The sequence below is a fragment of the Microbacterium trichothecenolyticum genome, from assembly GCF_041938625.1.
Lineage (GTDB): Bacteria > Actinomycetota > Actinomycetes > Actinomycetales > Microbacteriaceae > Microbacterium > Microbacterium trichothecenolyticum_D.
Genome location: NZ_CP169427.1, coordinates 3,531,029 through 3,550,627, shown reverse-complemented (window position 1 = coordinate 3,550,627; position 19,599 = coordinate 3,531,029). Strand labels below are relative to the sequence as shown.

Sequence of the window (19,599 nt, the reverse complement as noted above, 5' to 3'; positions counted from 1 at the left end):
GAGCAGGAGCATGACCGCGAGCTTCACCACGACGATCACTGTCGACGCCTCGGCACAGGACGCGTTCGACGCGATCAACGATGTCGCGGGATGGTGGGGACGGACTACCGGTTCGACCACCGAGGTGGGCGGAGAATTCGTCTACGTCGTCCCAGGCCTGCACTACAGCGGGTTCCGTGTCACCGAGCTGGAGCCCGGCCGCCGTGTGGCATGGCTGGTCACCGGCAGCCATCTCGACTTCGTCGACGACAAGCAGGAGTGGAACGGCACGACTGTCCGGTTCGACATCGTCGAGGAAGACGGCAGCACGCGCGTGGTGTTCACGCACGACGGGCTCACGGCCGACGACGACTGCTACGACATCTGCACGAACGCGTGGGGGATGTTCGTGAACGGCAGCCTCAAGGCGCGCATTGAAACGGGCGAGGGCGCGCCCTACGTGTTCGCCGGCGATGAGGCGCTCACCACCGATGACCACGAGCAGCTGCACAGCCAGGTCGCCGCAGCGGCGGCGCGCGACGGGCGGTAGCCACGCCGGCCGTGTCCGGGGTGCCGCCTAGAGTGCGGCCATGCCGGAGCGCGTGGAACTGTGGTGGGCGAGGCGCCAGTTCTCGAAGGGCGTCGACGTGCCGTACCCCGTAGGCACCTATCGGTCGGATTGGGCGGCGTATCCCGCGCTGATCCGGCAGTACCACCCGGATCTGAACGCGGGCATCACTCTCACCCAGGTGCCGCCCGCGGCCGATGTGCTGCTGCTCTGGCAGTGCGAGGCCGGGCACACGTTCGCCGCCACCCCGTCGGAGCAGCGCGCGCGGCCGGGCCGTGAACGGCGCCGCTCGGCCTGGTGCCCGGAGTGCTCAGCCCTGGCGAACCCGCCGCGCATCTCGACACGGATGCCGGGTGCCGAGCGCGCGCCGCGCCGCAAGCCGCCGCGCACGCTGTGCGGCAAGACCCCGGATCTTCCGGTGGGTGAGCCGTTCGTGAGCGTGTGCGCACCGAAGCCGGCGTCGGCTGTCGAGGCGCGGATGCGTGCCGACGTCTTCGCGACGCTGGCGGTCACCCCCGGGTTCACCGCGATCCGGACGACGCGGCCCTTCTTCGATCACCTCGAGGTGTGGCCCGACATCCTGCTCCCGGAGCTCCGGATCGCGCTCGAATACGACACCGTCGGCAGGCACGGGCTCGAGCACGTCGGCAAGCGCGAGGACGCGGACCGGCGCAAGGATCGGGCCGTTCGCGCGGCGGGGTGGGAAGTGGTCCGCGTGCGCACCGGGAAGCTGGAGCCGATCGGTCCGCACGACATCGTGATGTCGGCGTGGACTACACGCGGCAGCGAGATGCTCGTCGACGCGCTGCGCAGCATCCGTGGTGCGCTCCTCGTTGACGCCTACCTGAGGTGAGTCCGCGCGTGCGCCGCGCGCGTGTCGGAGGTCGTCGTTACGGTGGTGGGCGGAGGGGACATGAAGACCAAGAGACTCGCCCGCACCGCGTCGCGCCTGCCGCGCCGGGGCCACGTTCTGGTGACCGTATCGGTGGTCGACGAGAACGGATTCACGTCCCAGTACGAGACCGTCGAGGTGCCCGTCGGAGCGCTTCGCGACGGCGTCGCCGCGATCCATCTCGCTGCGGTGGATGCCGCCGCCGAGGACGACGCGCAAAGCGCGTAGCCCGAATGCATCCACCGTTGCGCAGTGGTTCCTCGCGTCCTAGTATCGAACATAGCTTCGATGAAGGAGGGCATCATGCGGATGGTGGCACGTGAGGATGTTCAGGTCTGGTGCGAGCAAGGGCGGCCGGTGCGCCTTGTCGTCGATCGCGAGCGATGGCGCATCATCGACACCCCGACCCGCAGCGATGGCGGCCGCCTGTTCCAGAGTTGGCGGTTCACGGCGCGCAGCGACGTCGATCATCGCACCCGCGTCATGGACGTCGAAGAGGTCGACGGCCACTGGATGCTCGTCGCCGCGTGGGAGTGAGACGAGAGCCGCCCGATGGGGCGGTTCTCTGCCGGAATCGAGAAGATCCGGCGAACTTCACACGGCGGGGCGGTGTCAACCCCTTGAAACCTGAATCGTGCGTCAGGTAACGTCCCGCAGGGCGGTTCCCCCCGAGCCGCCACCGCGCTCTACAAGGAGGTACCAGCGCATGGCATCACCCCAGACACCCCCGGTATCGATGAAGCAGTCGAGCCTGCGGCGCGTCGTCACGGCCTCGATGGCGGGCACCGTCGTCGAGTGGTACGAGTTCTTCCTCTACGCCACGGCCGCGACGCTCGTCTTCAACAAGATCATGTTCCCGCCGTCGGACGACCCGTACGCCCCCATCATCGCGGCGTTCGTCACGTACGCGGTCGGCTTCATCGCCCGGCCGCTCGGAGGCATCGTGTTCGGCCACTTCGGCGACAAGTACGGACGCAAGAAGCTGCTGCAGTTCGCGATCATCCTGGTGGGCGTGGCGACGTTCCTGATGGGATGCCTCCCCACGTTCGACATGATCGGCTACTGGGCTCCGGCGCTCCTGGTGGCGCTGCGTTTCGCGCAGGGCTTCGCCGTGGGTGGCGAGTGGGGCGGCGCGGTGCTGCTCGTCGCGGAGCACTCGCCGAACAAGACGCGCGGCTTCTGGGCGTCGTGGCCGCAGGCCGCCGTGCCGATCGGCAACCTCGTGGCGACCGTCGTGCTGCTCGTGCTCAGCCGCACGCTCACCGAGGAGCAGTTCCTCGCATGGGGCTGGCGCATCGGGTTCTGGCTGTCGGTCGTGATCGTCGCGATCGGCTACTACGTCCGCACCCGCGTGACGGACGCCCCGATCTTCCTCGAGGTGCAGAAGGAGGTCGAGCAGTCCAAGGCGCTGCGCTTCGGCGTGCTCGAGGTGCTCAAGCGCTACCCACGCGGCGTGCTGACGGCGATGGGCCTTCGCTTCGCGGAGAACATCATGTATTACCTCGTCGTGACGTTCTCGATCACGTACCTGGCGGTGGCGCTCGAGGTCGACACGGCTGAGATCCTCGGTCTGCTGGTCATCGCGCACATCGTGCACATGATCGTCATCCCGCTCATCGGCGGCCTGACCGACAAGATCGGGCGCAAGCCGGTGTACCTGATCGGCACGCTCGGCGCGGCGGCGTGGGGCTTCATCGCCTTCCCGATGTTCGATACGCGCAACCCCGTGATCATCGTCGCGGCGATCTGCCTCGGCCTGTTCATCCACGCGTTCATGTACGCGCCGCAGCCGGCGATCATGTCCGAGATGTTCCCCACGCGCATGCGCTACTCGGGCGTCTCGCTGGGCTACCAGGTGACCTCGATCGTCGCCGGCTCGCTCGCGCCCATCATCGCGACGGCGCTCCTGGCCAACACCGGCTCGTACATCCCGGTTGCGGTCTACCTCGCGATCGCCGCGGCGGTCACCCTCATCGCGGTCATCTCCATGCGCGAGACGAAGGGGTCATCGCTGCATGAACTCGACCGCCTCGACGAGGAGAAGCTCGCGGCCGAGAAGGTGCCCGCCAGCGCCTGAGCCTCACCCGGACCGCCTCGCCATCCACATGGCGGGGCGGTCCGCCGTTCGCGGCGTGGAAGCGGTCGTGGCCTACACGCCGGCGGCGGGCCGGCGCATCCCCGGCACCGGCTGCGGGCGCATCACCATCGCGGTCGTGATCCCGAGGATCACGATGCCGATCGACTCGATGATCACCGTCTGCGGCACGAGCGTGAAGTCCCACGTCTGGTGGATGCCGAACAGCCCGACGGTGAGCGCGAGGACGAGCGCGCCCAGCGTCGCGATGAGGAACAGCAGGCCCAGCACCGTGACGAGCTGCAGCAGGCGACCACGGAGCAGCAGCATCCCCAGCGCCAGCACCAGCCCGGCCACGCCGTTGAGGATGAACATCACCCCGAGGAAGCCGCCGACGCCGTTCAACGCGAGATAGAAGTGGATGCCGCCCGCGGCGAGGAGGGCGATCGCGCTGAGGATGCGCATGATCCAGAGCGTCCGCACGCTGGATTCGGTCATGGTCCTACCTGCTCTCTTCCGGAGGTGAGATGGTCGACGCCTTCTCGAGGGAAACGAGCGGGGCACCCGCGAGGTTCACACGCACGAGCCAGATGACGTCGCGTCCGAAGGACTCGAGCACGAGCAGCAGTGCTGCCGCGGCGACGAGGACGTTCCCTGCGGCCGGCAGCAGCTGCGACGCGACGACGGTGAGGGCGACACCGCACGCGGCGGTCACGACCTTGCGCCAGTACCGCGGGGGCAGCGTCTGCTGCATCCAGGGCAGGACGAACCCCGCGACGACGAACGCGTACCTGAGCAGGCCGATCGCGAGCACCCACCAGCCCACGTACCGTGCGTCGTACACGCACAGCACGAGCAGCAGGAATGCATCGACCTCCATGTCGAATCGCCCGCCCAGTTCGCTCTCGCTGCGGGTCCGGCGGGCGACGTACCCGTCGACGCCGTCCAGCGCGAGTGCCACGGCGACGATCGTGACCAGCAGCGCGGTCGGCACGTCGTGGGCGAACGAGGTCGCCACCAGGGCGGTCACCAGCCCCACGAGCATGGACCGCGTCGCGGTCACGGCGTTTGCCGGTCCGAAGCGTTCCACCCGACCCCGGCGGATGCCCCTCACGAGCAGCGCGGTCGACACCACGAGGTACCCGAGGCCCGCCGCCCACGCCGCGGGTGTCAGCGGCGTCGCCTGGCCGATCGCGGCCAGACCGGCGATTCCGGCCGCGACCCACCACCCGGGCACCCACTGAACTTTTCGCATGTGCGCTCCGTGTACTCCTCATGGCGGTCACGGGGAACACGACGCAGGGACCCGCTGAGGTTCACCACGAGATTCCGGATGCTGCGACCGCCTGGTGGACGGTGGGTCCCGGGCAGGGCGAGTTCCGCAGCGAGCCGGTGCCCGAGGTCACCGATGGCGAGGCCTCGGTGCGGACGCTGTACACCGGCGTGAGCCGGGGCACCGAGTCGCTGGTCGCCCGGGGCGAGGTGCCCGCATCCGAGCGCGAGCGCATGCGCGCGCCGTTCCAGGCGGGCGAGTTCCCGTTCCCGGTGAAGTACGGGTATCTCAACGTCGGAACGGTCGAACACGGACCCGCCGCGCTCCGCGGCCGCACGGTGTTCGCGCTGGTCCCGCACCAATCGCGGTTCGTGGTGCCCGCCGACGCTCTCCATCCCGTGCCGAATGGTGTCCCTGCGCGCCGGGCGGTGCTCGCCGGGGCGGTCGAGACCGCGGTCAATGTGCTGTGGGATGCCGCCCCGCTCGTGGGCGACCGTGTTGTCGTCGTCGGCGCGGGCATGATCGGGTGCGCGATCGCGCGCGTGGCGCGCGGCATCCCGGGTTCCGAGGTCACCCTCGTCGACGTCGACCCGGCGCGCGCGGCGATCGCGGAGGTTCTCGGCGTCGGCTTCGCCCTCGCGTCGGAGGAGGTGCCGCAGGCCGACGTCGTGATCGAGGCCAGCGGCGCCGGCGCCGGACTGCAGCTGGCGCTCGGCCTCGCGCCGACCGACGGCGAGGTGCTCGTCGCCAGCTGGTACGGCAGCCGCCCGGTCCCGCTCGCACTCGGCGCGGACTTCCACTCCCGCCGCATCGCCCTCCGGCCGAGTCAGGTCGGCGTGGTCGCCGCACGCCGGAGAGGCTCCCGCACGACGCGCAACCGCCTTGCGCTCGCCCTGCGACTGCTCGAGGATCCCGCATACGACGCGCTGCTCGGCGGCACCTCGTCCTGGCGTCAGTTGCCTGAGGTCACCGCAGCGCTCGCCGACGGCACCGCCGGCGAACTGTGCCACACGATCGATTGGAGCGCCGAATGAGCTTCAGCGTCACTGTCCGCGACCACCTCATGATCGCCCACAGCCTGCGCGGCGACGTCTTCGGTCCCGCGCAGCAGCTGCACGGCGCGACGTTCCTCGTCGACGCGACGTTCCGTGCCGACGAGCTCGACGAGCACGGCGTCGTCGTCGACATCGGCCGCGCGAGCGACGTGCTCCGCGAGATCGTGGGCGCGCTCACCTACCGCAACCTCGACGACGAGCCCGATCTGCAGGGCGTGAACACCACGACCGAGCGGCTGTGCCAGATCATCGGCGACCGCCTCGCCGCGCGCGTGCGCGACGGCGACGTCGGCGAGGCGCACCTGAGCGGGATCGTCGTGACGCTGCACGAATCGCACGTCGCGTGGGCCTCCTATGAGGCGGCGTTGTGACGGATGCTCCGTCCCTCCGCTTCGTCGTCCCGGCAGGAGTCGACGACCCGCGTCGCGTCAGCGGCGGCAACGTCTACGACCGGCACATCCGCGACGGGCTCCGCCGCCGCGGCTGGGAGGTGGACGTGCGCGAGGCGGCGGACGCGGGGGGCGCAGCATCCGTCCTCCGTGACGCGCCGGACCGATCGCGGGTGCTGGTCGACGGACTGGTGGCGGGGTGGGCGCCGGCAGCGGTGGAGGAGGCGGCGGGGCGGCTGCGCCTCACGGTGCTGGCCCACATGGTGACGGCGGCCTTCCCGGATGCGACGGATGCCGCGATCGACGCCGAGCGCCGCGCGCTCGCGTCGGCGCACGGCGTGATCGTCACGAGCACCTGGACGGCGGCCGAGCTCGCCCGGCGGGAGCTCGCGGACCCCGTTCGCACCGTCGTCGCCGTTCCCGGCACCCTTGCCGCGGAGCCCGCCGCGCCGCCGGCCGACGCGGGGCAGCTGCTGTGCATCGGCGTGATCGCGCCGCACAAGGGGCAGGACACACTGCTCACCGCGCTCACCCGGCTGCGCTCCGAGGACTGGAGCTGCACGATCGTCGGGTCGACGGACGCGTTCCCCGAGTTCGCGGCGGTGATCGCCCGGCAGGCGGCCGCCCTCGACGGCAGGGTCCGGCTCGTCGGCGTGCTGGACGACCAGGCCCTCGACGACGCCTACCGCCGCTGTGCGCTGCTGATCGCGCCGTCCCGCGTCGAGAGCTCCGGCATGGCGATCGCCGATGCGCGGGCCCGGGGGATCCCGGTGCTCGGCGCCGAGACCGGGGGCATCCCCGACGCGCTCGCCGCGGGCGGGGGACTGCTCGTGCAACCCGGCGACCCCGCTGCGCTCGCCGCGGCCCTGGACTCCTGGTTGACCGACCCCGCGCTGCGAGGGCGCCTGCGCCGCGAGGCGCTCGCCGCACGGGCGACGCTGCCGACGTGGCGCGACACCGTGGCCCGCGTGGCCGACGCATTGGAGGCGGCATGACCACGATCTCGACCGCGACCGCCGGGTGGCTCGCGTTGCGCGCGCCCGCCGACGACGACGCGCGCTCGGCCGACCTCGCCCACGAGCTCGGACGCCTGCTCGCTCCTGCTTCTGAGGCGTCGCCCCTCGTGCTGCACGACCTCGGCGCGGGCACCGGCTCGATGACCCGCTGGCTCGCTCCGCGGCTCCCGGGTCCGCAGCGGTGGGTGCTCCGCGACGGCGATGCCGACATCGTCGAGCACCTCGACCTGCGGACGGTGGTCGACGCGGCGGGCCGGGCGGTCGTGACGGACGTCGTCGTGGAGCACCTCGCCTCGCTGCCGCTGGACGCCTTCGCCGGCGCGGCGGCGGTGACGGCATCCGCTCTCCTCGACGTGATCACCGAAGCCGAGGCCGCCCACGTCGTGGCCGCGTGCGTGGCCGCGGGTACGCCGGCGCTGTTCAGCCTCTCGGTCTCCGGCTCGGTGCGGCTTCGTCCCGCCGAGCGGCCGGACGACCTCGAGCGCGCCGTCGAGTCCGCCTTCAACGACCACCAGCGCCGCGACGCGTCAGGACGGCGGATGCTGGGACCCGACGCGGTCGCCATGGTCGGCGCGCGCTTCGCCGGCGCCGGCTGGCGCGTCCGCACCGTTGCGACCCCGTGGCGCCTCGCGCGCGGCGACACCGCACTCATCGGCGAGTGGCTGGACGGCTGGATCGGCGCCGCGGTGGAGCAGCGCCCCGAACTGGCGCACGCCGCCGCCGAGTACCGCCGACGTCGTCTGGCGCAGCTCGCGGCGGGGCGACTGCACGTGACCGTGTCCCACGAGGACCTGCTGGCGTGGCCGGGCTGAACAGGATCCCGCCGCGCCTGCGGTCCGGGCTGCGGATCGCGGCGGCGCTCGCCGTCGTCGCGGGGACGGCCGCCGCCGTCGGGGTGGAGCCGTTCCTGCACGGCCTGGCCACGATCTCGCCGGCGACGATCCTCGCCGCCGCGGCGCTCGCCGGGGTCGCCACGGCGGCGGCCGCGTGGCGCTGGCGCATCGTCTCCGCCGGGTTCGGGCTGCCGCTCCGGTGGAGCGAGGCGTTCGCCTCGTACTACCGCTCGCAGTTCCTCAACACCGTGCTTCCCGGCGGAGTCGTGGGCGATGTCCATCGTGCGTACGTTCACGGGCAGCGCCACCGGCGCATCGATCTCGCCGCCCGGGCGGTCGCGGCCGAACGGGTCGCCGGACAGCTCGTCCAGATCGTGCTCACCCTCGCCATCCTGCTGCCGCTCGGGATGGCGTCGCCGCTCGCGCCGCTGGCCTGGATCAGCGGCGCGATCGCGGTGCTCGCGATCGTGGTGGTCGGCGTCGTCGCTGCCACGCGGCGCGGACGCGCCGCCCTGGGACGCGAGTATCGGATGCTGCGCCCCGTCATCACGCGGCCGGCCGCGCTGTGCGCGATCGCCGCGGCGTCGGTGGTCGTGGTGGCCGCGCACGCCGCCACCTTCGTGGTCGCGAGCCTGGCGGCCGGGGTGGACGCGGGCGCCGACGAGCTCGCCGTCGTGGCGCTGATCGTGCTCGGCGCGGCGGCCATCCCCGTCAACGTCGGCGGCTGGGGGCCGCGCGAGGCGGTCGCCGCCGCGGCGTTCGCGCTCGCGGGGCTCGGTGCGGCCGCGGGGGTTGCGGTGTCCACGGCGTTCGGCGTGCTCACGGTGGTCGCCGTCCTTCCCGGCGCTCTCGCCCTGCTCGCGGGCCGCTTCCGATCGCTGCCTGCGAGGGGCATCATCGGGAAGAGGAGATCCGCATGAGCGAGCGACCCTACGTCACCCTCAGTTGCGCGATGTCGATCGACGGCTACCTCGACAGCCTCGAGCCCGCCCGGCTCGCGATGTCCAACGCCGCCGACCTCGACCGCGTCGACGACGTGCGCGCGCTGCACGACGCGATCATGGTCGGGGCGTCCACGGTGCGCCGCGACAATCCGCGCCTGCTGGTGCGAGACGCCGCGCGCCGCGCGCGTCGCCTGGCCGCGGGGCGTCAGGAGTCCCCGGCGAAGGTGACGGTGACCGCGAGCGGCGAGCTGTCGCCGGACGCCGCGTTCTTCACGACGGGGGAGGGGCCCCGCATCGTCTACTGCCCGCGAGATCGCGCAGCGGATCTCGGCGCCCGGCTCGGCCATCGCGCGGTCGTGGTCGGGCTCGGCGATGACTGTGTCACGATGGACGCCCTGCTCGACGACCTCGGCGCGCATCACGGCGTGCGGAGTCTCATGGTCGAAGGCGGTGGCACGGTGCTGACCCAGTTCCTCGGCGCTGACCTCGTCGACGAGCTCCACCTGGTGGTCGCACCGTTCTTCGTCGGCGAGACCGGCGCTCCGCGGGTCGTCGGCCCTGGGGCCTTCCCGTGGACGGCCTCCCGCCGGGCGCACCTCGCCGACACGCGCCAGATCGGCGACGTCGTGCTCCTGCGCTACGCCCTCTCGGACCGCTTCGGCATGCTCGACCCGCAGCCGACGGGCGCCGGATGGGCGGCCGTCGAGCGCCCGTGAGTACGATGCCCGGCGCGCGGGTCGTCCCGGTCTGGCGGAGCCGGCTCTCCCTGGGCAGCGCGATGGCCGCCCTGGTCGTGCTTCCCCTCATCCCCGGGGTGCTGGCGACCGGGTCGATCGCCGGCCTCATCCGCATCCCGGTCGAGTCGCTCATGGCCCTGCTCGTGCTCGCACTGATTCCGTGGCGGATGCTGCGCCTCGCCGTGGCGACCGCGTTCGGGGCGATCGTGGCCGTGGCCGTGCTCCTCGCGAGCATCGATCGCGGTTACGAGGCGGCGCTCGGCATCCACTTCGTGCCGCTGGACTGGGCGCAGCTGGGCGATGCGTACGGCGTGGTCGCCTCGGCGATCGGGGCGGCGCCCGCCGGCGCACTGTTCACCGCGGCCGCGGCGCTGATCGTCGCGGTGGGGGTCGCCGGCGGCGCGGCCGCGCTCCGCGTCGATACGGCGCTGCGCCGCCGGGGCGATCGCGGACGCGCCGCCCTCGCCGCCGTCACCGTGGCGTGGATCGTGATGGCGGCGGTGGCGCCACCGCTGCGCCTTCCGGATCCGGTCGCGGCCGCAGCATCCACCGGATCCATCAGCTCCGCGGTGTCGCGCGCCGTCTCGGCGCTGGAGACGCGTGCGCGCGTCGCCCGCGAGGTCGCCGACGACCCGTTCATGGATGTGCCGGCGGCAGACCTGCTGACCGCACTGGAGGGGAAGGACGTGCTGTTCGTGTTCGTCGAGAGCTACGGGCGGATCGCCCTCGAGGGCGACGGCATCTCGGACGGAGTGAACGACGTGCTGCGCGGCGGCGACGAGATGCTCGAGGCCGACGGCTACACGACGCGCAGCGCGTGGCTGACGTCGCCGACGTTCGGCGGGCTCAGTTGGCTCGCGCACGCGACGCTGCAGACCGGCGTGTGGATCGATTCGCAGGCGGTGTACGACCTCGTGGTGCACACCGACCGCCTCACCCTCAGCGCGGCGTTCGGCCGCGCCGGCTGGCGCACCGTCAGCGACGTCCCCTCGAATCGGCACCCCTGGGAGGTCGGGTCGACGTTCTACCACTACGACACCCTCCTCGACGCGACGAACGTCGGCTACCGCGGCCCCTCGTTCGGGTATGCGCGCATTCCGGATCAGTACACGCTCAAGCACTTCGCCGATCGAGTGCTCGCGGCGTCGAGCCGACCGGTGATGGCGGAGATCGACCTGGTCTCGTCGCACACGCCGTGGGCTCCGGTTCCCCAGTTGGTGCCCTGGGACGACGTCGGCGACGGCTCGATCTACGACGCGCAGCCGGCTCGCGGTCCGCAGGCGAGCGAGGTCTGGAAGGACCCGGAGACGGTCCAGCGCTCGTACGGGAAGTCCGTCGAGTACGCATGGGGATCGATCCTGTCGTTCTTCGAGAACGTCGACGACCCGAACCTGGTCGTCGTCCTGCTCGGCGACCACCAGCCCGCGGCGATCGTGAGCGGCGACGACGCCAGTCGCGACGTGCCGATCAGCGTCATCGCACAGGACCCGGCCGTGTTCGACGCGATGGCCGACTGGAAGTGGACGCCTGGCCTGCGCCCGTCGGACGCGTCACCGGTGTGGCGCATGGACGCGTTCCGCGACCGCCTGTTCGCCGCATTCGGTTCCGGCCGGTGACGCCCTCCGCGCCGGCCGCCGTGCTCGTGCACCTGTCGAGCCGCCGCGCCCGCTGGCAGGATGACGGCATGACGTTCACGTTGCGCGTGCCCGAGCCGCGCGACGCGGCCGAGATCGCCGCGCTGCACGTGGCGACGTGGCGGGAGACGTACACGCACCTCCTGCCAGCCGGATTCTTCGACGACGAGTTCGTGCAGGGACGACGGAGCATGTGGACCCGCATCCTGGACAACCCCCGCGACGAGTGGCGCGTCTGGATCGCCGAGAGCGAGGGCCGCATCATCGGTTTCGCGACCTCCGGGCCGGGCCTCGAGTTCGAGGGGGCGGCGCCGCCCCGCGAGCGCCAGCTCTACATGCTCTACGTCGCCGCCGCCGACCACGGCGGCGGGGCAGGACAGGCGCTCCTCGACGCGGTGCTGGAGGAGGGGCCGGCGGTGCTGTGGGTGGCGAAGGAGAACCCGCGCGCCATCGCCTTCTACCGGCGCAACGGCTTCGAGTTCGACGGCGCCGAGCAGACCGACCCGATGGTGCCGACGATCATCGACGTCCGCATGCTGAGGTGACCGACCGGTCTCGGGAGAGCTCAGCCGGAGAAGTCCGAGTCGTCGGTCCAGGCGGCGATGTCCACCCCGTGGTTGTCGGGCGACGTCAGCGTCCACCACTCCGGCGCGTGGGAGTCGTCGGCCATTCGACCACCCGCCGCCAGCGCGGCCGCCACCCGAGCGTCGACCTGGTCGCGCGGCACTGAGATGTCGATGTGCGTGCGCCCGCGGCCGGCCTTCGGCGGCGCGAGCGGGTGGAACCACACGTGCGGGTTGCGGCGCAGGGGGTCGACCGCGTCTTCGGCGCCGAGCGGGTCGTAGCCGAGCGCGGCGCTCCAGAACGGCCGGACGTGCGCGTCCGGGCCCTGCGCGACCGCGATGCCGACGACGGTGAGGACTGACGGGTCGGCCTCGAGACCGAGTTCGCGGGCGGCGCGTGACACGGTCGCCGCGAGCTCGGCATCCGTCCGGCTCAGAGCGCCGTCTCGACGGCTGAAGGTCTTGACGAAGACCCCCTCGGGGCGGAGGTCGATGTCGGGGTAGTGGTCGAGGCCCTCGGCGATGGCGGCGACCTCTGCCACCAGACGCGCGCCGTGGGAGAGCGATTCGGCGCGGAAGAAGGCGTGCGCGCCCCAGTACAGGACCCGCCAGTCCTCCACGCCCTCGGACGCGTGGAAGGCGACCGGACTGATCGTCTCGACCTCCGGCGCGATCGTGCCGTCGCCCAGTGGAGGCTGCGCGAGGATGAGGCGGGCCAGCTGCTGCGGACGCGTCAGCTGCGGCCAGTGCCCCGTCGGCAGGTCGACGTAGGTCACGTCGCGCAGACGCGCGAACTCCTGCACCGGAGGTGCGCCTGCGTCGATCCAGCTCCGCAGGTCGGCGACCGTGTACTCGGTCGCGACGGCGGTGACCGGGATGTCGAGGCGGCGGTCGTCGCCGAGGCGCTGGATGCCGGTGACCACACCGGCAGGAGATGGGATCGCGTACGCACGGAAGGCCGTCATCCCGCCGTCGCCGAGATCGCGCAGATCGGCCTCTTCGAATTCGCTCCACGGCGGGAGCGGGAGCTCGCCGCCCTCTGTCGCGAACCCGTCGAGCAGCGGGTCGCCGTCGGCGGTCGGGAAGCCTCCGACGAGGATCAGCCGCGCGACACGGTCGGGACGCGCGTCGGCCGCCGCGTAGACGATGCCCGCGCCGGCGGAGTGCCCGACCAGCACCACCTGCTCGCCGGGTGCGTCGTCGATCGCGGCGACGACCGCCGCCACGTGGTCTGCCAGGGTGATCGCCGAGCGGTCGGCATCGGCAGACCCCATCCCGGGAAGGGTGAGCGGCACCGGCCGATGCCCTTCCCGTTCGAGCGCCGGTGCCACCTCGTACCACGCCCATCCGCCCATCCACAGGCCGGCGACAAGGATGATGTCCATTCGTGCTCCTCGCGACTCGGGGTGATGTCAGTGTCGCGTGCCCTGCCGACATCCGCCACGATGTGCGCGGGATCGGGAATACCGCACTCGGACGAGCGATTGAAGTTCATACCCCTAGGGGGTATAACGGAAACGTACGTCGACGAGGAGAGCATCGTGACCGATCCGCATCGCCACCACGACCAGGCGGCGCACGACCACGCCGGACATGACCATTCGGCGCACGACCACGATGATGCGTCGCACCACGCCGTGAGTGCCACGGCCACCACGGACGCCGCGGCGATCGGCGCCCATCACGCCGATCACGCTGATCACGCCGATCACGCCGGCCACGCCGATCACGACACCCACACCGATCACGCCGCGGACGCCGATCACCGCGCCCACGCCGAGCACGCAGCCCACGGCGCGCACATGGGCCACGGCGGCCACGCCGGTCACGGCGCGGACCACGTTGCCCGCTTCCGCCGGCTGTTCTGGATCAACCTCGCCCTCGCGGTGCCGGTCGTCGCGTTCTCGGGCATGTTCGCGATGGTGCTCGGCTACACGCTGCCCGACGCGCCGTGGGTCCGCTGGATCTCGCCGCTCGTCGGCACCGTCATGTACTTCTGGGGCGGCTGGCCGTTCCTCTCGGGCGCCGTGTCGGAGCTGCGTGCCCGCAAGCCCGGCATGATGCTGCTCATCGGGCTGGCCATCACAGTCGCCTTCTTCGCGTCGTGGGGAGCGAGCCTCGGACTGCTGCACCACGAGCTCGAGTTCTGGTGGGAGCTGGCCCTCCTCATCGTGATCATGCTGCTCGGCCACTGGATCGAGATGCGCTCGCTCGCCCAGACGACGTCGGCGCTCGACTCGCTCGCGGCCCTCCTTCCCGACGAGGCCGAGCGCGTGGAGGGCGACCGCGTCGTGACGGTGGCGCCGTCCGACCTGCGTCTCGGCGATGTCGTCGTGGTGCGCCCCGGCGGCAGCGTCCCCGCCGACGGGCGGATCGTCGACGGCGCCGCCGACATGGACGAGTCGATGGTCACGGGCGAGTCCCGTCCGGTCGCCCGCAGCGTCGGCGACCACGTGACGGCGGGTACGGTCGCGACGGACTCCGGCCTCCGGGTCGAGGTCACTGCGACCGGCGACGACACGACGCTCGCCGGCATCCAGCGGCTGGTCGCCGAGGCGCAGAGTTCGACCTCGCGCGCGCAGCGACTGGCCGACCGTGCGGCGGGCTGGCTGTTCTGGTTCGCTCTGGCCGCCGCTGCGCTCACCGCGATCGTCTGGACCGTGTTCGGACTTCCCGACGAGGCGGTCGTGCGCACCATCACCGTGCTCGTGATCGCCTGCCCCCACGCACTCGGCCTCGCGATCCCGCTGGTGGTGTCCATCGCGACCGAGCGCGCCGCGCGCGGTGGTGTGCTCATCAAGGACCGCCTCGCGCTCGAGAGCATGCGCACGATCGACGCGGTGCTGTTCGACAAGACGGGCACGCTCACGAAGGGCGAGCCGACGGTGGTCGATGTCGCCGCCGTGCCCGACCTCGACGCCGACGGCGTGCTGGCGCTCGCCGCGGCTGCCGAGGCCGACAGTGAGCACCCGCTCGCGAAGGCGATCGTGCGCGCCGCCCACGAACGCGGCCTCGCGCCCGCCCCCGCGTCCGGGTTCCAGTCGTCGCCGGCGGTCGGCGTGACCGCGACCGTCGACGGGCATGTCGTCCGGGTCGGGGGCCCGCGCCTGCTCGAGGAGGTCGGCGCCACGGACGTCACCGCCGCCGGCACCTGGCGTGACCAGGGTTCGATCGTGCTGCACGTCGTGCGCGACGGCGCTGTCGTGGGCGGGCTCGCGCTCGCCGACGAGATCCGTCCCGAGTCGCGCGAGGCCGTCGACGCACTGCAGAAGCTGGGCGTCGAGGTGGTCATGATCACGGGCGACGCCGAACCCGTCGCCCGGTCGGTGGCCGAGGCGCTCGGCATCCGTCGCGTCTTCGCCGGCGTCCGCCCCGAAGACAAGGAGCGCAAGGTCGCCGAGCTGCAGGGCGAGGGCCTCAAGGTCGCGATGGTGGGCGACGGCGTCAACGACGCGCCCGCGCTCGCGCGTGCCGATGTCGGCATCGCGATCGGTGCCGGGACCGACGTCGCGATCGGGTCGGCGGGGGTCATCCTCGCGTCGAGTGATCCGCGCTCGGTGCTGTCGGTGATCGAGCTGTCGCGCGCGAGCTACCGCAAGATGACGCAGAACCTGTGGTGGGCGGCGGGGTACAACCTCATCTCGGTGCCGCTCGCGGCCGGAGTCCTCGCCCCGATCGGCTTCGTGCTGCCGATGTCGGTCGGTGCGATCCTGATGTCGCTGTCGACCGTCGTGGTGGCGCTCAACGCGCAGCTGCTGCGCCGTCTCGACCTCCGTCCCGAGCAGAGCGCCCGCGCCGTCCTCGAGCGCTGATCGCGCGAACGGATGCTGCGACCGAAGCGCCTGGTCGCAGCATCCGTCGTCCGTGCCCCCCTGGGTCGCGCAGATAGGGTTTGAGGATGACGACAACTGCTCCCGGCTGGTACGACGACGGTCACGGCGCGATGCGCTGGTGGGACGGAACGCAGTGGACGGAGCACGTCGCGCAGCCCGATGCGGAGACCTCGCCGGCACCGACCGAGGCGGAGATCCTCGCGAGCGGCCTCGGCTTTGAGCAGCCGGGAACGCCCGCCGGCGCGCCTTCGGCCGGGGGCGGCTTCGCTGCGGCGACCGAACCGCGGAGCAAGTCGAAGCTCTGGATCGTGTGGGTGGTGCTCGGCGTGGTGCTTCTGGGCATCGTCATCGCGGCAGCCGTCGTGATCCCGCTCCTCCTTCTCTCTGCGTCGACCGCGAACAGCAGCGGCCAGACCGACGACGAGCGTGCCGCCGTCGCGGCCGTCGGCCTCTACGATGACGCCTGGCAGGAGGGCGACTGCGAGAAGCTCGTCGCTGTCACGACTGAGCAGTTCCGCACCGAATCCGACCTGAACGACTGCGCCGCCTTCGCCGATCAGGCCGCGGCGTTCAGTGCCGGCATCGAGGACTACACGGTGAACATCATCGACGTGGAGACCGTCGGCGACGAGATCACCGTGACGACCAACGAAACCTACACCGCGCTCGTGGACGAGAACGGCGAGCCCACTGAGCCCACCGAGGCCGCACAGGTCTACGAGTACACCGTCGTCGAGTCCGACGGTGAGCTGCTGATCGACTACGTGTACTCGGAATGACCGCGCCCGCGACGGCGCGCCCGCCCCACGACGCTCGCTTCTTCCTCACCTGCGTCGGCATCGGCCTGCTCGCGGGTCTGCTGTCGGGCCTGTTCGGGGTGGGTGGCGGCACGGTCATCGTGCCCTTCCTCGTGCTGTTCCTGCGTTTCGACCAGCGGCTCGCCGCAGGGACGTCGCTCGCCGCGATCGTGCCCACCGCGACGGTCGGGGTCATCTCGTATGCCGTCCACGGCTCGGTCGCCTGGATCCCCGCGCTGCTGCTCGCCGCCGGTGCGGTGGTCGGAGCCCAGATCGGCACATGGCTGCTGCCGCGGCTCTCCCTGACGGTGCTGCGGTGGGCTTTCGTCGGCTTCCTCGCCGCCGTCATCGTGAGCCTGTTCATCGTCATCCCGTCGCGCGACGCCGAGCTCTCCCTCACCTGGCTGAGCGGCATCCTGCTCGTGGTGCTGGGCGTGATCACCGGGATCCTGTCGGGCCTCATCGGTGTCGGCGGGGGCATCATCGTGGTCCCGGCGCTGATGGTGCTGTTCGGCACGAGCGACCTCGTCGCCAAGGGCACGTCGCTGCTCATGATGATCCCGACGGCGGTCTCGGGAACGATCGGCAACCTCCGCCGCCGCAATGTCGACCTCGTCGCTGCGGCGGTGGTCGGCGTCGCCGCGTGCACCACGACCGCGCTCGGCGCATGGGCGGCGACCCTCATCGATCCGTTCGTCGGCAACGTGCTCTTCGCGGCGTACCTCGTGATCATCGCCGTGCAGATGGGTCTGCGCGCCTGGCGCGGACGCCCCCGCCCGGCCACCGGCCCGGCCGGGCCGGCGGAGCCCGCTCGGTAGGATGGCCTGGTGCCAGTGAACCCCGAGCTCGTCGGCCGCGAATTCCCGCCGACGACCCCCTACCTCGTGGGTCGCGAGAAGGTGCGCGAGTTCGCGCGCGCCGTCTTCGCCGATGACCCGCAGCACACCGACCCCGCCGCCGCGCAGGCGCTCGGATACGCCGACGTCGTCGCGCCGCCGACCTTCGCGATCGTCGTGACCGACGCCACGCTCCAGCAGCTGCTCGGCGAGCCCGACTCGGGCATCGTCCTCAAGAACGTGCTGCACGCCGAGCAGAGGTTCCGCTACTCGCGGCCGATCGTGGCGGGCGACACGCTCACCGCGAAGCTGTCGGTGACCGGCCTTCGGGCCATGGGCGCGGCCGCGATGGTGACGAGCGAGTCCGAGATCACGGATGCTGCGGGTGACCACGTCGTGACCGCCACGTCGGTCCTCCTCGTGGGGGAGGGCGACGAATGAGCGAGCTGGCGAACCTGACCGTCGGCGACGTCGTCGCGGAGCGCACCGTGCACCTCACCCGCGACTCGCTCGTGCGCTACGCCGGCGCCTCCGGGGACTTCAACCCGATCCACTACCGCGACGACGTCGCCGCCGCGGTGGGTCTGCCCGGCGTCCTCGCCCACGGCATGCTCACGATGGGCCTCGCCGTCGGGACGATCGAATCGTGGGTCGGCGACACGGGCCGCATCCTCGAGTACGGGGTGCGCTTCACCAAGCCCGTCGTGGTCGACCCCGAGACCGGCGCCGACGTGACCGTCGTCGCGAAGGTCGGCGCGGTCGACGACGAGTCGGCGCGCATCGACCTCACCGTGTCGTTCGACGGCAACACGGTGCTCGTCAAGGCGCAGGTGCGCGTCCGGACCGTCTGACGCATGCCCGACGTGACTCCCATCCCGCTGTCGCGGCTCACGACGCTGCGCACCGGCGGCACGCCGGAACGCATGATCGACGCCGCCACCGCCGGTGAGCTCGTCGACGCCCTGCGCGACGTGTGGGCCTCGGGCGACGAATGGCTCGTGCTCGGTGGCGGATCCAATCTGTTCGTCGGCGACGAGGACTTCGACGGCACCGTGGTGCGCGTGCTCACGAAGGGCGTCGAACGGATGCCGTCGCCCCTGCCCGGACGCGTGCGCCTGAAGGTGCAGGCGGGCCACGACTGGGACGACCTCGTCGCCTTCGCGGTCGCGGAGGGGCTCGGCGGCATCGAGGCGATGTCGGGGATCCCCGGAACCGTCGGCGCCGCGCCGGTGCAGAACATCGGCGCCTACGGCCAGGAGATCGTGCAGACCCTGAGCGAGGTGGAGCTCCTCGACGAGTCCACCGGCGAGGTCTCGACCGTCCCCGCCGCCCAGCTCGGGCTGGGCTTCCGCACGTCGGTGCTCAAGCATCACTACGGCTCGGTGCCCGCGCGACGCGCCGTGATCCTCTCGGTGACGCTGGACCTGCCGGAGATCGGCCAGGGCGCGCGCCCGATCGCCGGCGACCAGCTGCGCACCGCGCTCCGGCTCGGCCCCGACGATGCGGTGACCCTCGCGTGGGTGCGCGACCGCATCCTCGAGACCCGCCGCACCAAGGGCATGGTGCTCGACGCCGACGACCCCGACACGTACAGCGCCGGCTCGTTCTTCCAGAACGCGGTGGTGTCGGCATCCTTCGCCCGGACCCTCCCTGAGGCGTGCCCGCGCTGGCCGGTGCACCCCGATCTCGACCCGGTGCTCGTCATCCCGCTGGCGAACTTCGACGGCTACGTCCCCGCGCCCACCACCGTCGAGTCCGACGTCAAGGTGAGCGCCGGCTGGCTCATCGAGCACGCCGGCGTGCGCAAGGGCTTCAAGCTGCCGCGCTCGCGCGCCGGCCTGTCGACCAAGCACGCCCTCGCGCTCACGAACCGTGGCCACGCGACCGCCGCCGAGCTCGCCGAGCTCGCGCGGTTCATCCAGGGCCGCGTGCAGTCCGAGTTCGGCCTCGTCCTGCAGCCCGAGCCCGTCCTGGTGAACGTCGAGCTCTAGCCCCGGGCCGCGGCATCCGCTCGCGCGCCCCTGCGTTCTTGGCGAGTCGCCAGTATCCACGCAAGATCGCGATGATTTTGGCGAATCGCGCACTGAGGGACTCGCGCTCGATTCTGGCGAGTCGCCAGAAAGGGCGGCATACGCCCAAGTTCTTGGCGAGTCGCCAGAGCAGGCGGAACGACGTG

General features: G+C 71.8%; 23 protein-coding genes. 19 read left to right on the top strand and 4 right to left on the bottom strand.

The window, feature by feature from the left end; translation table 11 throughout:
• Window positions 1–10 precede the first annotated feature (10 nt).
• From ACEYYH_RS16520 to ACEYYH_RS16500, 5 genes are all read left to right on the top strand, one after another.
• Complete coding sequence (locus tag ACEYYH_RS16520; RefSeq protein WP_374975403.1) at window positions 11–529, top strand: SRPBCC domain-containing protein; 519 nt, start codon at window positions 11–13, stop codon at window positions 527–529.
• A gap of 40 nt (window positions 530–569) precedes the next feature.
• Window positions 570–1,400: a zinc-ribbon domain-containing protein gene (locus ACEYYH_RS16515; RefSeq protein ID WP_374975402.1), complete on the top strand. Its 831-nt coding sequence runs from the start codon at window positions 570–572 to the stop codon at window positions 1,398–1,400.
• A 60-nt stretch (window positions 1,401–1,460) separates the two neighbouring features.
• Window positions 1,461–1,667, top strand: a complete 207-nt coding sequence (locus tag ACEYYH_RS16510; RefSeq protein WP_374975401.1) for a hypothetical protein — start codon at window positions 1,461–1,463, stop codon at window positions 1,665–1,667.
• A gap of 75 nt (window positions 1,668–1,742) precedes the next feature.
• Window positions 1,743–1,976, top strand: a complete 234-nt coding sequence (locus ACEYYH_RS16505) for a hypothetical protein (protein ID WP_374975400.1) — start codon at window positions 1,743–1,745, stop codon at window positions 1,974–1,976.
• Between the two features lie 169 nt (window positions 1,977–2,145).
• Window positions 2,146–3,516 carry an MFS transporter gene (locus ACEYYH_RS16500; protein WP_374975399.1) on the top strand — a complete coding sequence of 457 codons (1,371 nt, stop codon included), beginning with the start codon at window positions 2,146–2,148 and terminating at the stop codon, window positions 3,514–3,516.
• Between the two features lie 72 nt (window positions 3,517–3,588).
• On the opposite strand, the gene ACEYYH_RS16495 is transcribed toward ACEYYH_RS16500, so the two are convergent.
• Both ACEYYH_RS16495 and ACEYYH_RS16490 read right to left on the bottom strand, forming a co-directional pair.
• Entirely contained in the window at window positions 3,589–4,011 is a 423-nt protein-coding gene (locus tag ACEYYH_RS16495; protein WP_374975398.1) for a hypothetical protein, read from the bottom strand.
• A 4-nt stretch (window positions 4,012–4,015) separates the two neighbouring features.
• A complete protein-coding gene (locus ACEYYH_RS16490; RefSeq protein ID WP_374975397.1) occupies window positions 4,016–4,768 on the bottom strand; it encodes a CDP-alcohol phosphatidyltransferase family protein in 753 nt (250 codons plus the stop codon).
• Window positions 4,769–4,788: 20 nt separating this feature from the next.
• On the opposite strand from ACEYYH_RS16490, the gene ACEYYH_RS16485 reads away from it, so the two are divergent.
• From ACEYYH_RS16485 to ACEYYH_RS16450, 8 genes are read left to right on the top strand one after another with little or no spacing between them, the layout of a single operon-like run.
• The gene (locus ACEYYH_RS16485; RefSeq protein WP_374975396.1) at window positions 4,789–5,820 is read left to right on the top strand and encodes a zinc-binding alcohol dehydrogenase; all 1,032 of its coding nucleotides are present in this window, start codon (window positions 4,789–4,791) and stop codon (window positions 5,818–5,820) included.
• Complete coding sequence (locus ACEYYH_RS16480; protein ID WP_374975395.1) at window positions 5,817–6,212, top strand: 6-pyruvoyl tetrahydropterin synthase family protein; 396 nt, start codon at window positions 5,817–5,819, stop codon at window positions 6,210–6,212. Before ACEYYH_RS16485 ends, ACEYYH_RS16480 begins: the two co-directional genes overlap by 4 nt.
• Window positions 6,209–7,225, top strand: coding sequence for a glycosyltransferase family 4 protein (locus ACEYYH_RS16475; protein WP_374975394.1), 1,017 nt, complete (start codon window positions 6,209–6,211; stop codon window positions 7,223–7,225). The genes ACEYYH_RS16480 and ACEYYH_RS16475 overlap by 4 nt, the downstream gene beginning before the upstream one ends.
• Entirely contained in the window at window positions 7,222–8,058 is an 837-nt protein-coding gene (locus ACEYYH_RS16470) for an SAM-dependent methyltransferase (protein WP_374975393.1), read from the top strand. The genes ACEYYH_RS16475 and ACEYYH_RS16470 overlap by 4 nt, the downstream gene beginning before the upstream one ends.
• The gene (locus tag ACEYYH_RS16465; RefSeq protein WP_374975392.1) at window positions 8,046–8,999 is read left to right on the top strand and encodes a lysylphosphatidylglycerol synthase domain-containing protein; all 954 of its coding nucleotides are present in this window, start codon (window positions 8,046–8,048) and stop codon (window positions 8,997–8,999) included. Before ACEYYH_RS16470 ends, ACEYYH_RS16465 begins: the two co-directional genes overlap by 13 nt.
• Window positions 8,996–9,739 (top strand): RibD family protein, encoded by a 744-nt coding sequence (locus ACEYYH_RS16460; protein WP_374975391.1) that lies wholly within the window; start codon window positions 8,996–8,998, stop codon window positions 9,737–9,739. Before ACEYYH_RS16465 ends, ACEYYH_RS16460 begins: the two co-directional genes overlap by 4 nt.
• Window positions 9,736–11,376, top strand: coding sequence for a CDP-alcohol phosphatidyltransferase (locus tag ACEYYH_RS16455; protein WP_374975390.1), 1,641 nt, complete (start codon window positions 9,736–9,738; stop codon window positions 11,374–11,376). Before ACEYYH_RS16460 ends, ACEYYH_RS16455 begins: the two co-directional genes overlap by 4 nt.
• On the top strand, window positions 11,373–11,939 hold the full coding sequence (locus tag ACEYYH_RS16450) for a GNAT family N-acetyltransferase (protein ID WP_374975389.1): 567 nt from the start codon (window positions 11,373–11,375) through the stop codon (window positions 11,937–11,939). Before ACEYYH_RS16455 ends, ACEYYH_RS16450 begins: the two co-directional genes overlap by 4 nt.
• Before the next feature lie 20 nt (window positions 11,940–11,959).
• On the opposite strand, the gene ACEYYH_RS16445 is transcribed toward ACEYYH_RS16450, so the two are convergent.
• Complete coding sequence (locus ACEYYH_RS16445; RefSeq protein WP_374975388.1) at window positions 11,960–13,342, bottom strand: alpha/beta fold hydrolase; 1,383 nt, start codon at window positions 13,340–13,342, stop codon at window positions 11,960–11,962.
• Between the two features lie 114 nt (window positions 13,343–13,456).
• On the bottom strand, window positions 13,457–13,786 hold the full coding sequence (locus ACEYYH_RS16440) for a hypothetical protein (RefSeq protein ID WP_374975387.1): 330 nt from the start codon (window positions 13,784–13,786) through the stop codon (window positions 13,457–13,459).
• Between ACEYYH_RS16440 and ACEYYH_RS16435 the strand changes: the two genes are divergently transcribed.
• The 6 genes from ACEYYH_RS16435 (at window position 13,760) to ACEYYH_RS16410 (ending at window position 19,414) form a co-directional block, all read left to right on the top strand.
• Window positions 13,760–15,769 (top strand): heavy metal translocating P-type ATPase, encoded by a 2,010-nt coding sequence (locus ACEYYH_RS16435; RefSeq protein WP_374975386.1) that lies wholly within the window; start codon window positions 13,760–13,762, stop codon window positions 15,767–15,769. The two genes, ACEYYH_RS16440 and ACEYYH_RS16435, sit on opposite strands and share 27 nt — an antisense overlap.
• Window positions 15,770–15,855: 86 nt before the next feature.
• On the top strand, window positions 15,856–16,569 hold the full coding sequence (locus ACEYYH_RS16430; protein WP_374975385.1) for a DUF2510 domain-containing protein: 714 nt from the start codon (window positions 15,856–15,858) through the stop codon (window positions 16,567–16,569).
• Window positions 16,566–17,405, top strand: a complete 840-nt coding sequence (locus ACEYYH_RS16425; RefSeq protein ID WP_374975384.1) for a sulfite exporter TauE/SafE family protein — start codon at window positions 16,566–16,568, stop codon at window positions 17,403–17,405. Before ACEYYH_RS16430 ends, ACEYYH_RS16425 begins: the two co-directional genes overlap by 4 nt.
• A gap of 9 nt (window positions 17,406–17,414) precedes the next feature.
• Window positions 17,415–17,864, top strand: coding sequence for a MaoC family dehydratase N-terminal domain-containing protein (locus tag ACEYYH_RS16420; RefSeq protein WP_374975383.1), 450 nt, complete (start codon window positions 17,415–17,417; stop codon window positions 17,862–17,864).
• Entirely contained in the window at window positions 17,861–18,274 is a 414-nt protein-coding gene (locus ACEYYH_RS16415) for a MaoC/PaaZ C-terminal domain-containing protein (RefSeq protein WP_374975382.1), read from the top strand. Before ACEYYH_RS16420 ends, ACEYYH_RS16415 begins: the two co-directional genes overlap by 4 nt.
• A gap of 3 nt (window positions 18,275–18,277) precedes the next feature.
• Entirely contained in the window at window positions 18,278–19,414 is a 1,137-nt protein-coding gene (locus tag ACEYYH_RS16410) for a UDP-N-acetylmuramate dehydrogenase (RefSeq protein WP_374975381.1), read from the top strand.
• Window positions 19,415–19,599: the final 185 nt, after the last annotated feature.

Bases quoted from the DNA above. Each gene is read 5' to 3' on its own strand.
- ACEYYH_RS16520 (WP_374975403.1), top strand. From the start codon at position 11: ATGACCGCGAGCTTCACCACGACGATCACTGTCGACGCCTCGGCACAG.
- ACEYYH_RS16515 (WP_374975402.1), top strand. From the start codon at position 570: ATGCCGGAGCGCGTGGAACTGTGGTGGGCGAGGCGCCAGTTCTCGAAG.
- ACEYYH_RS16510 (WP_374975401.1), top strand. From the start codon at position 1,461: ATGAAGACCAAGAGACTCGCCCGCACCGCGTCGCGCCTGCCGCGCCGG.
- ACEYYH_RS16505 (WP_374975400.1), top strand. From the start codon at position 1,743: ATGCGGATGGTGGCACGTGAGGATGTTCAGGTCTGGTGCGAGCAAGGG.
- ACEYYH_RS16500 (WP_374975399.1), top strand. From the start codon at position 2,146: ATGGCATCACCCCAGACACCCCCGGTATCGATGAAGCAGTCGAGCCTG.
- ACEYYH_RS16495 (WP_374975398.1), bottom strand. From the start codon at position 4,011: ATGACCGAATCCAGCGTGCGGACGCTCTGGATCATGCGCATCCTCAGC.
- ACEYYH_RS16490 (WP_374975397.1), bottom strand. From the start codon at position 4,768: ATGCGAAAAGTTCAGTGGGTGCCCGGGTGGTGGGTCGCGGCCGGAATC.
- ACEYYH_RS16485 (WP_374975396.1), top strand. From the start codon at position 4,789: ATGGCGGTCACGGGGAACACGACGCAGGGACCCGCTGAGGTTCACCAC.
- ACEYYH_RS16480 (WP_374975395.1), top strand. From the start codon at position 5,817: ATGAGCTTCAGCGTCACTGTCCGCGACCACCTCATGATCGCCCACAGC.
- ACEYYH_RS16470 (WP_374975393.1), top strand. From the start codon at position 7,222: ATGACCACGATCTCGACCGCGACCGCCGGGTGGCTCGCGTTGCGCGCG.
- ACEYYH_RS16460 (WP_374975391.1), top strand. From the start codon at position 8,996: ATGAGCGAGCGACCCTACGTCACCCTCAGTTGCGCGATGTCGATCGAC.
- ACEYYH_RS16445 (WP_374975388.1), bottom strand. From the start codon at position 13,342: ATGGACATCATCCTTGTCGCCGGCCTGTGGATGGGCGGATGGGCGTGG.
- ACEYYH_RS16435 (WP_374975386.1), top strand. From the start codon at position 13,760: ATGGGCCACGGCGGCCACGCCGGTCACGGCGCGGACCACGTTGCCCGC.
- ACEYYH_RS16430 (WP_374975385.1), top strand. From the start codon at position 15,856: ATGACGACAACTGCTCCCGGCTGGTACGACGACGGTCACGGCGCGATG.
- ACEYYH_RS16425 (WP_374975384.1), top strand. From the start codon at position 16,566: ATGACCGCGCCCGCGACGGCGCGCCCGCCCCACGACGCTCGCTTCTTC.
- ACEYYH_RS16415 (WP_374975382.1), top strand. From the start codon at position 17,861: ATGAGCGAGCTGGCGAACCTGACCGTCGGCGACGTCGTCGCGGAGCGC.
- ACEYYH_RS16410 (WP_374975381.1), top strand. From the start codon at position 18,278: ATGCCCGACGTGACTCCCATCCCGCTGTCGCGGCTCACGACGCTGCGC.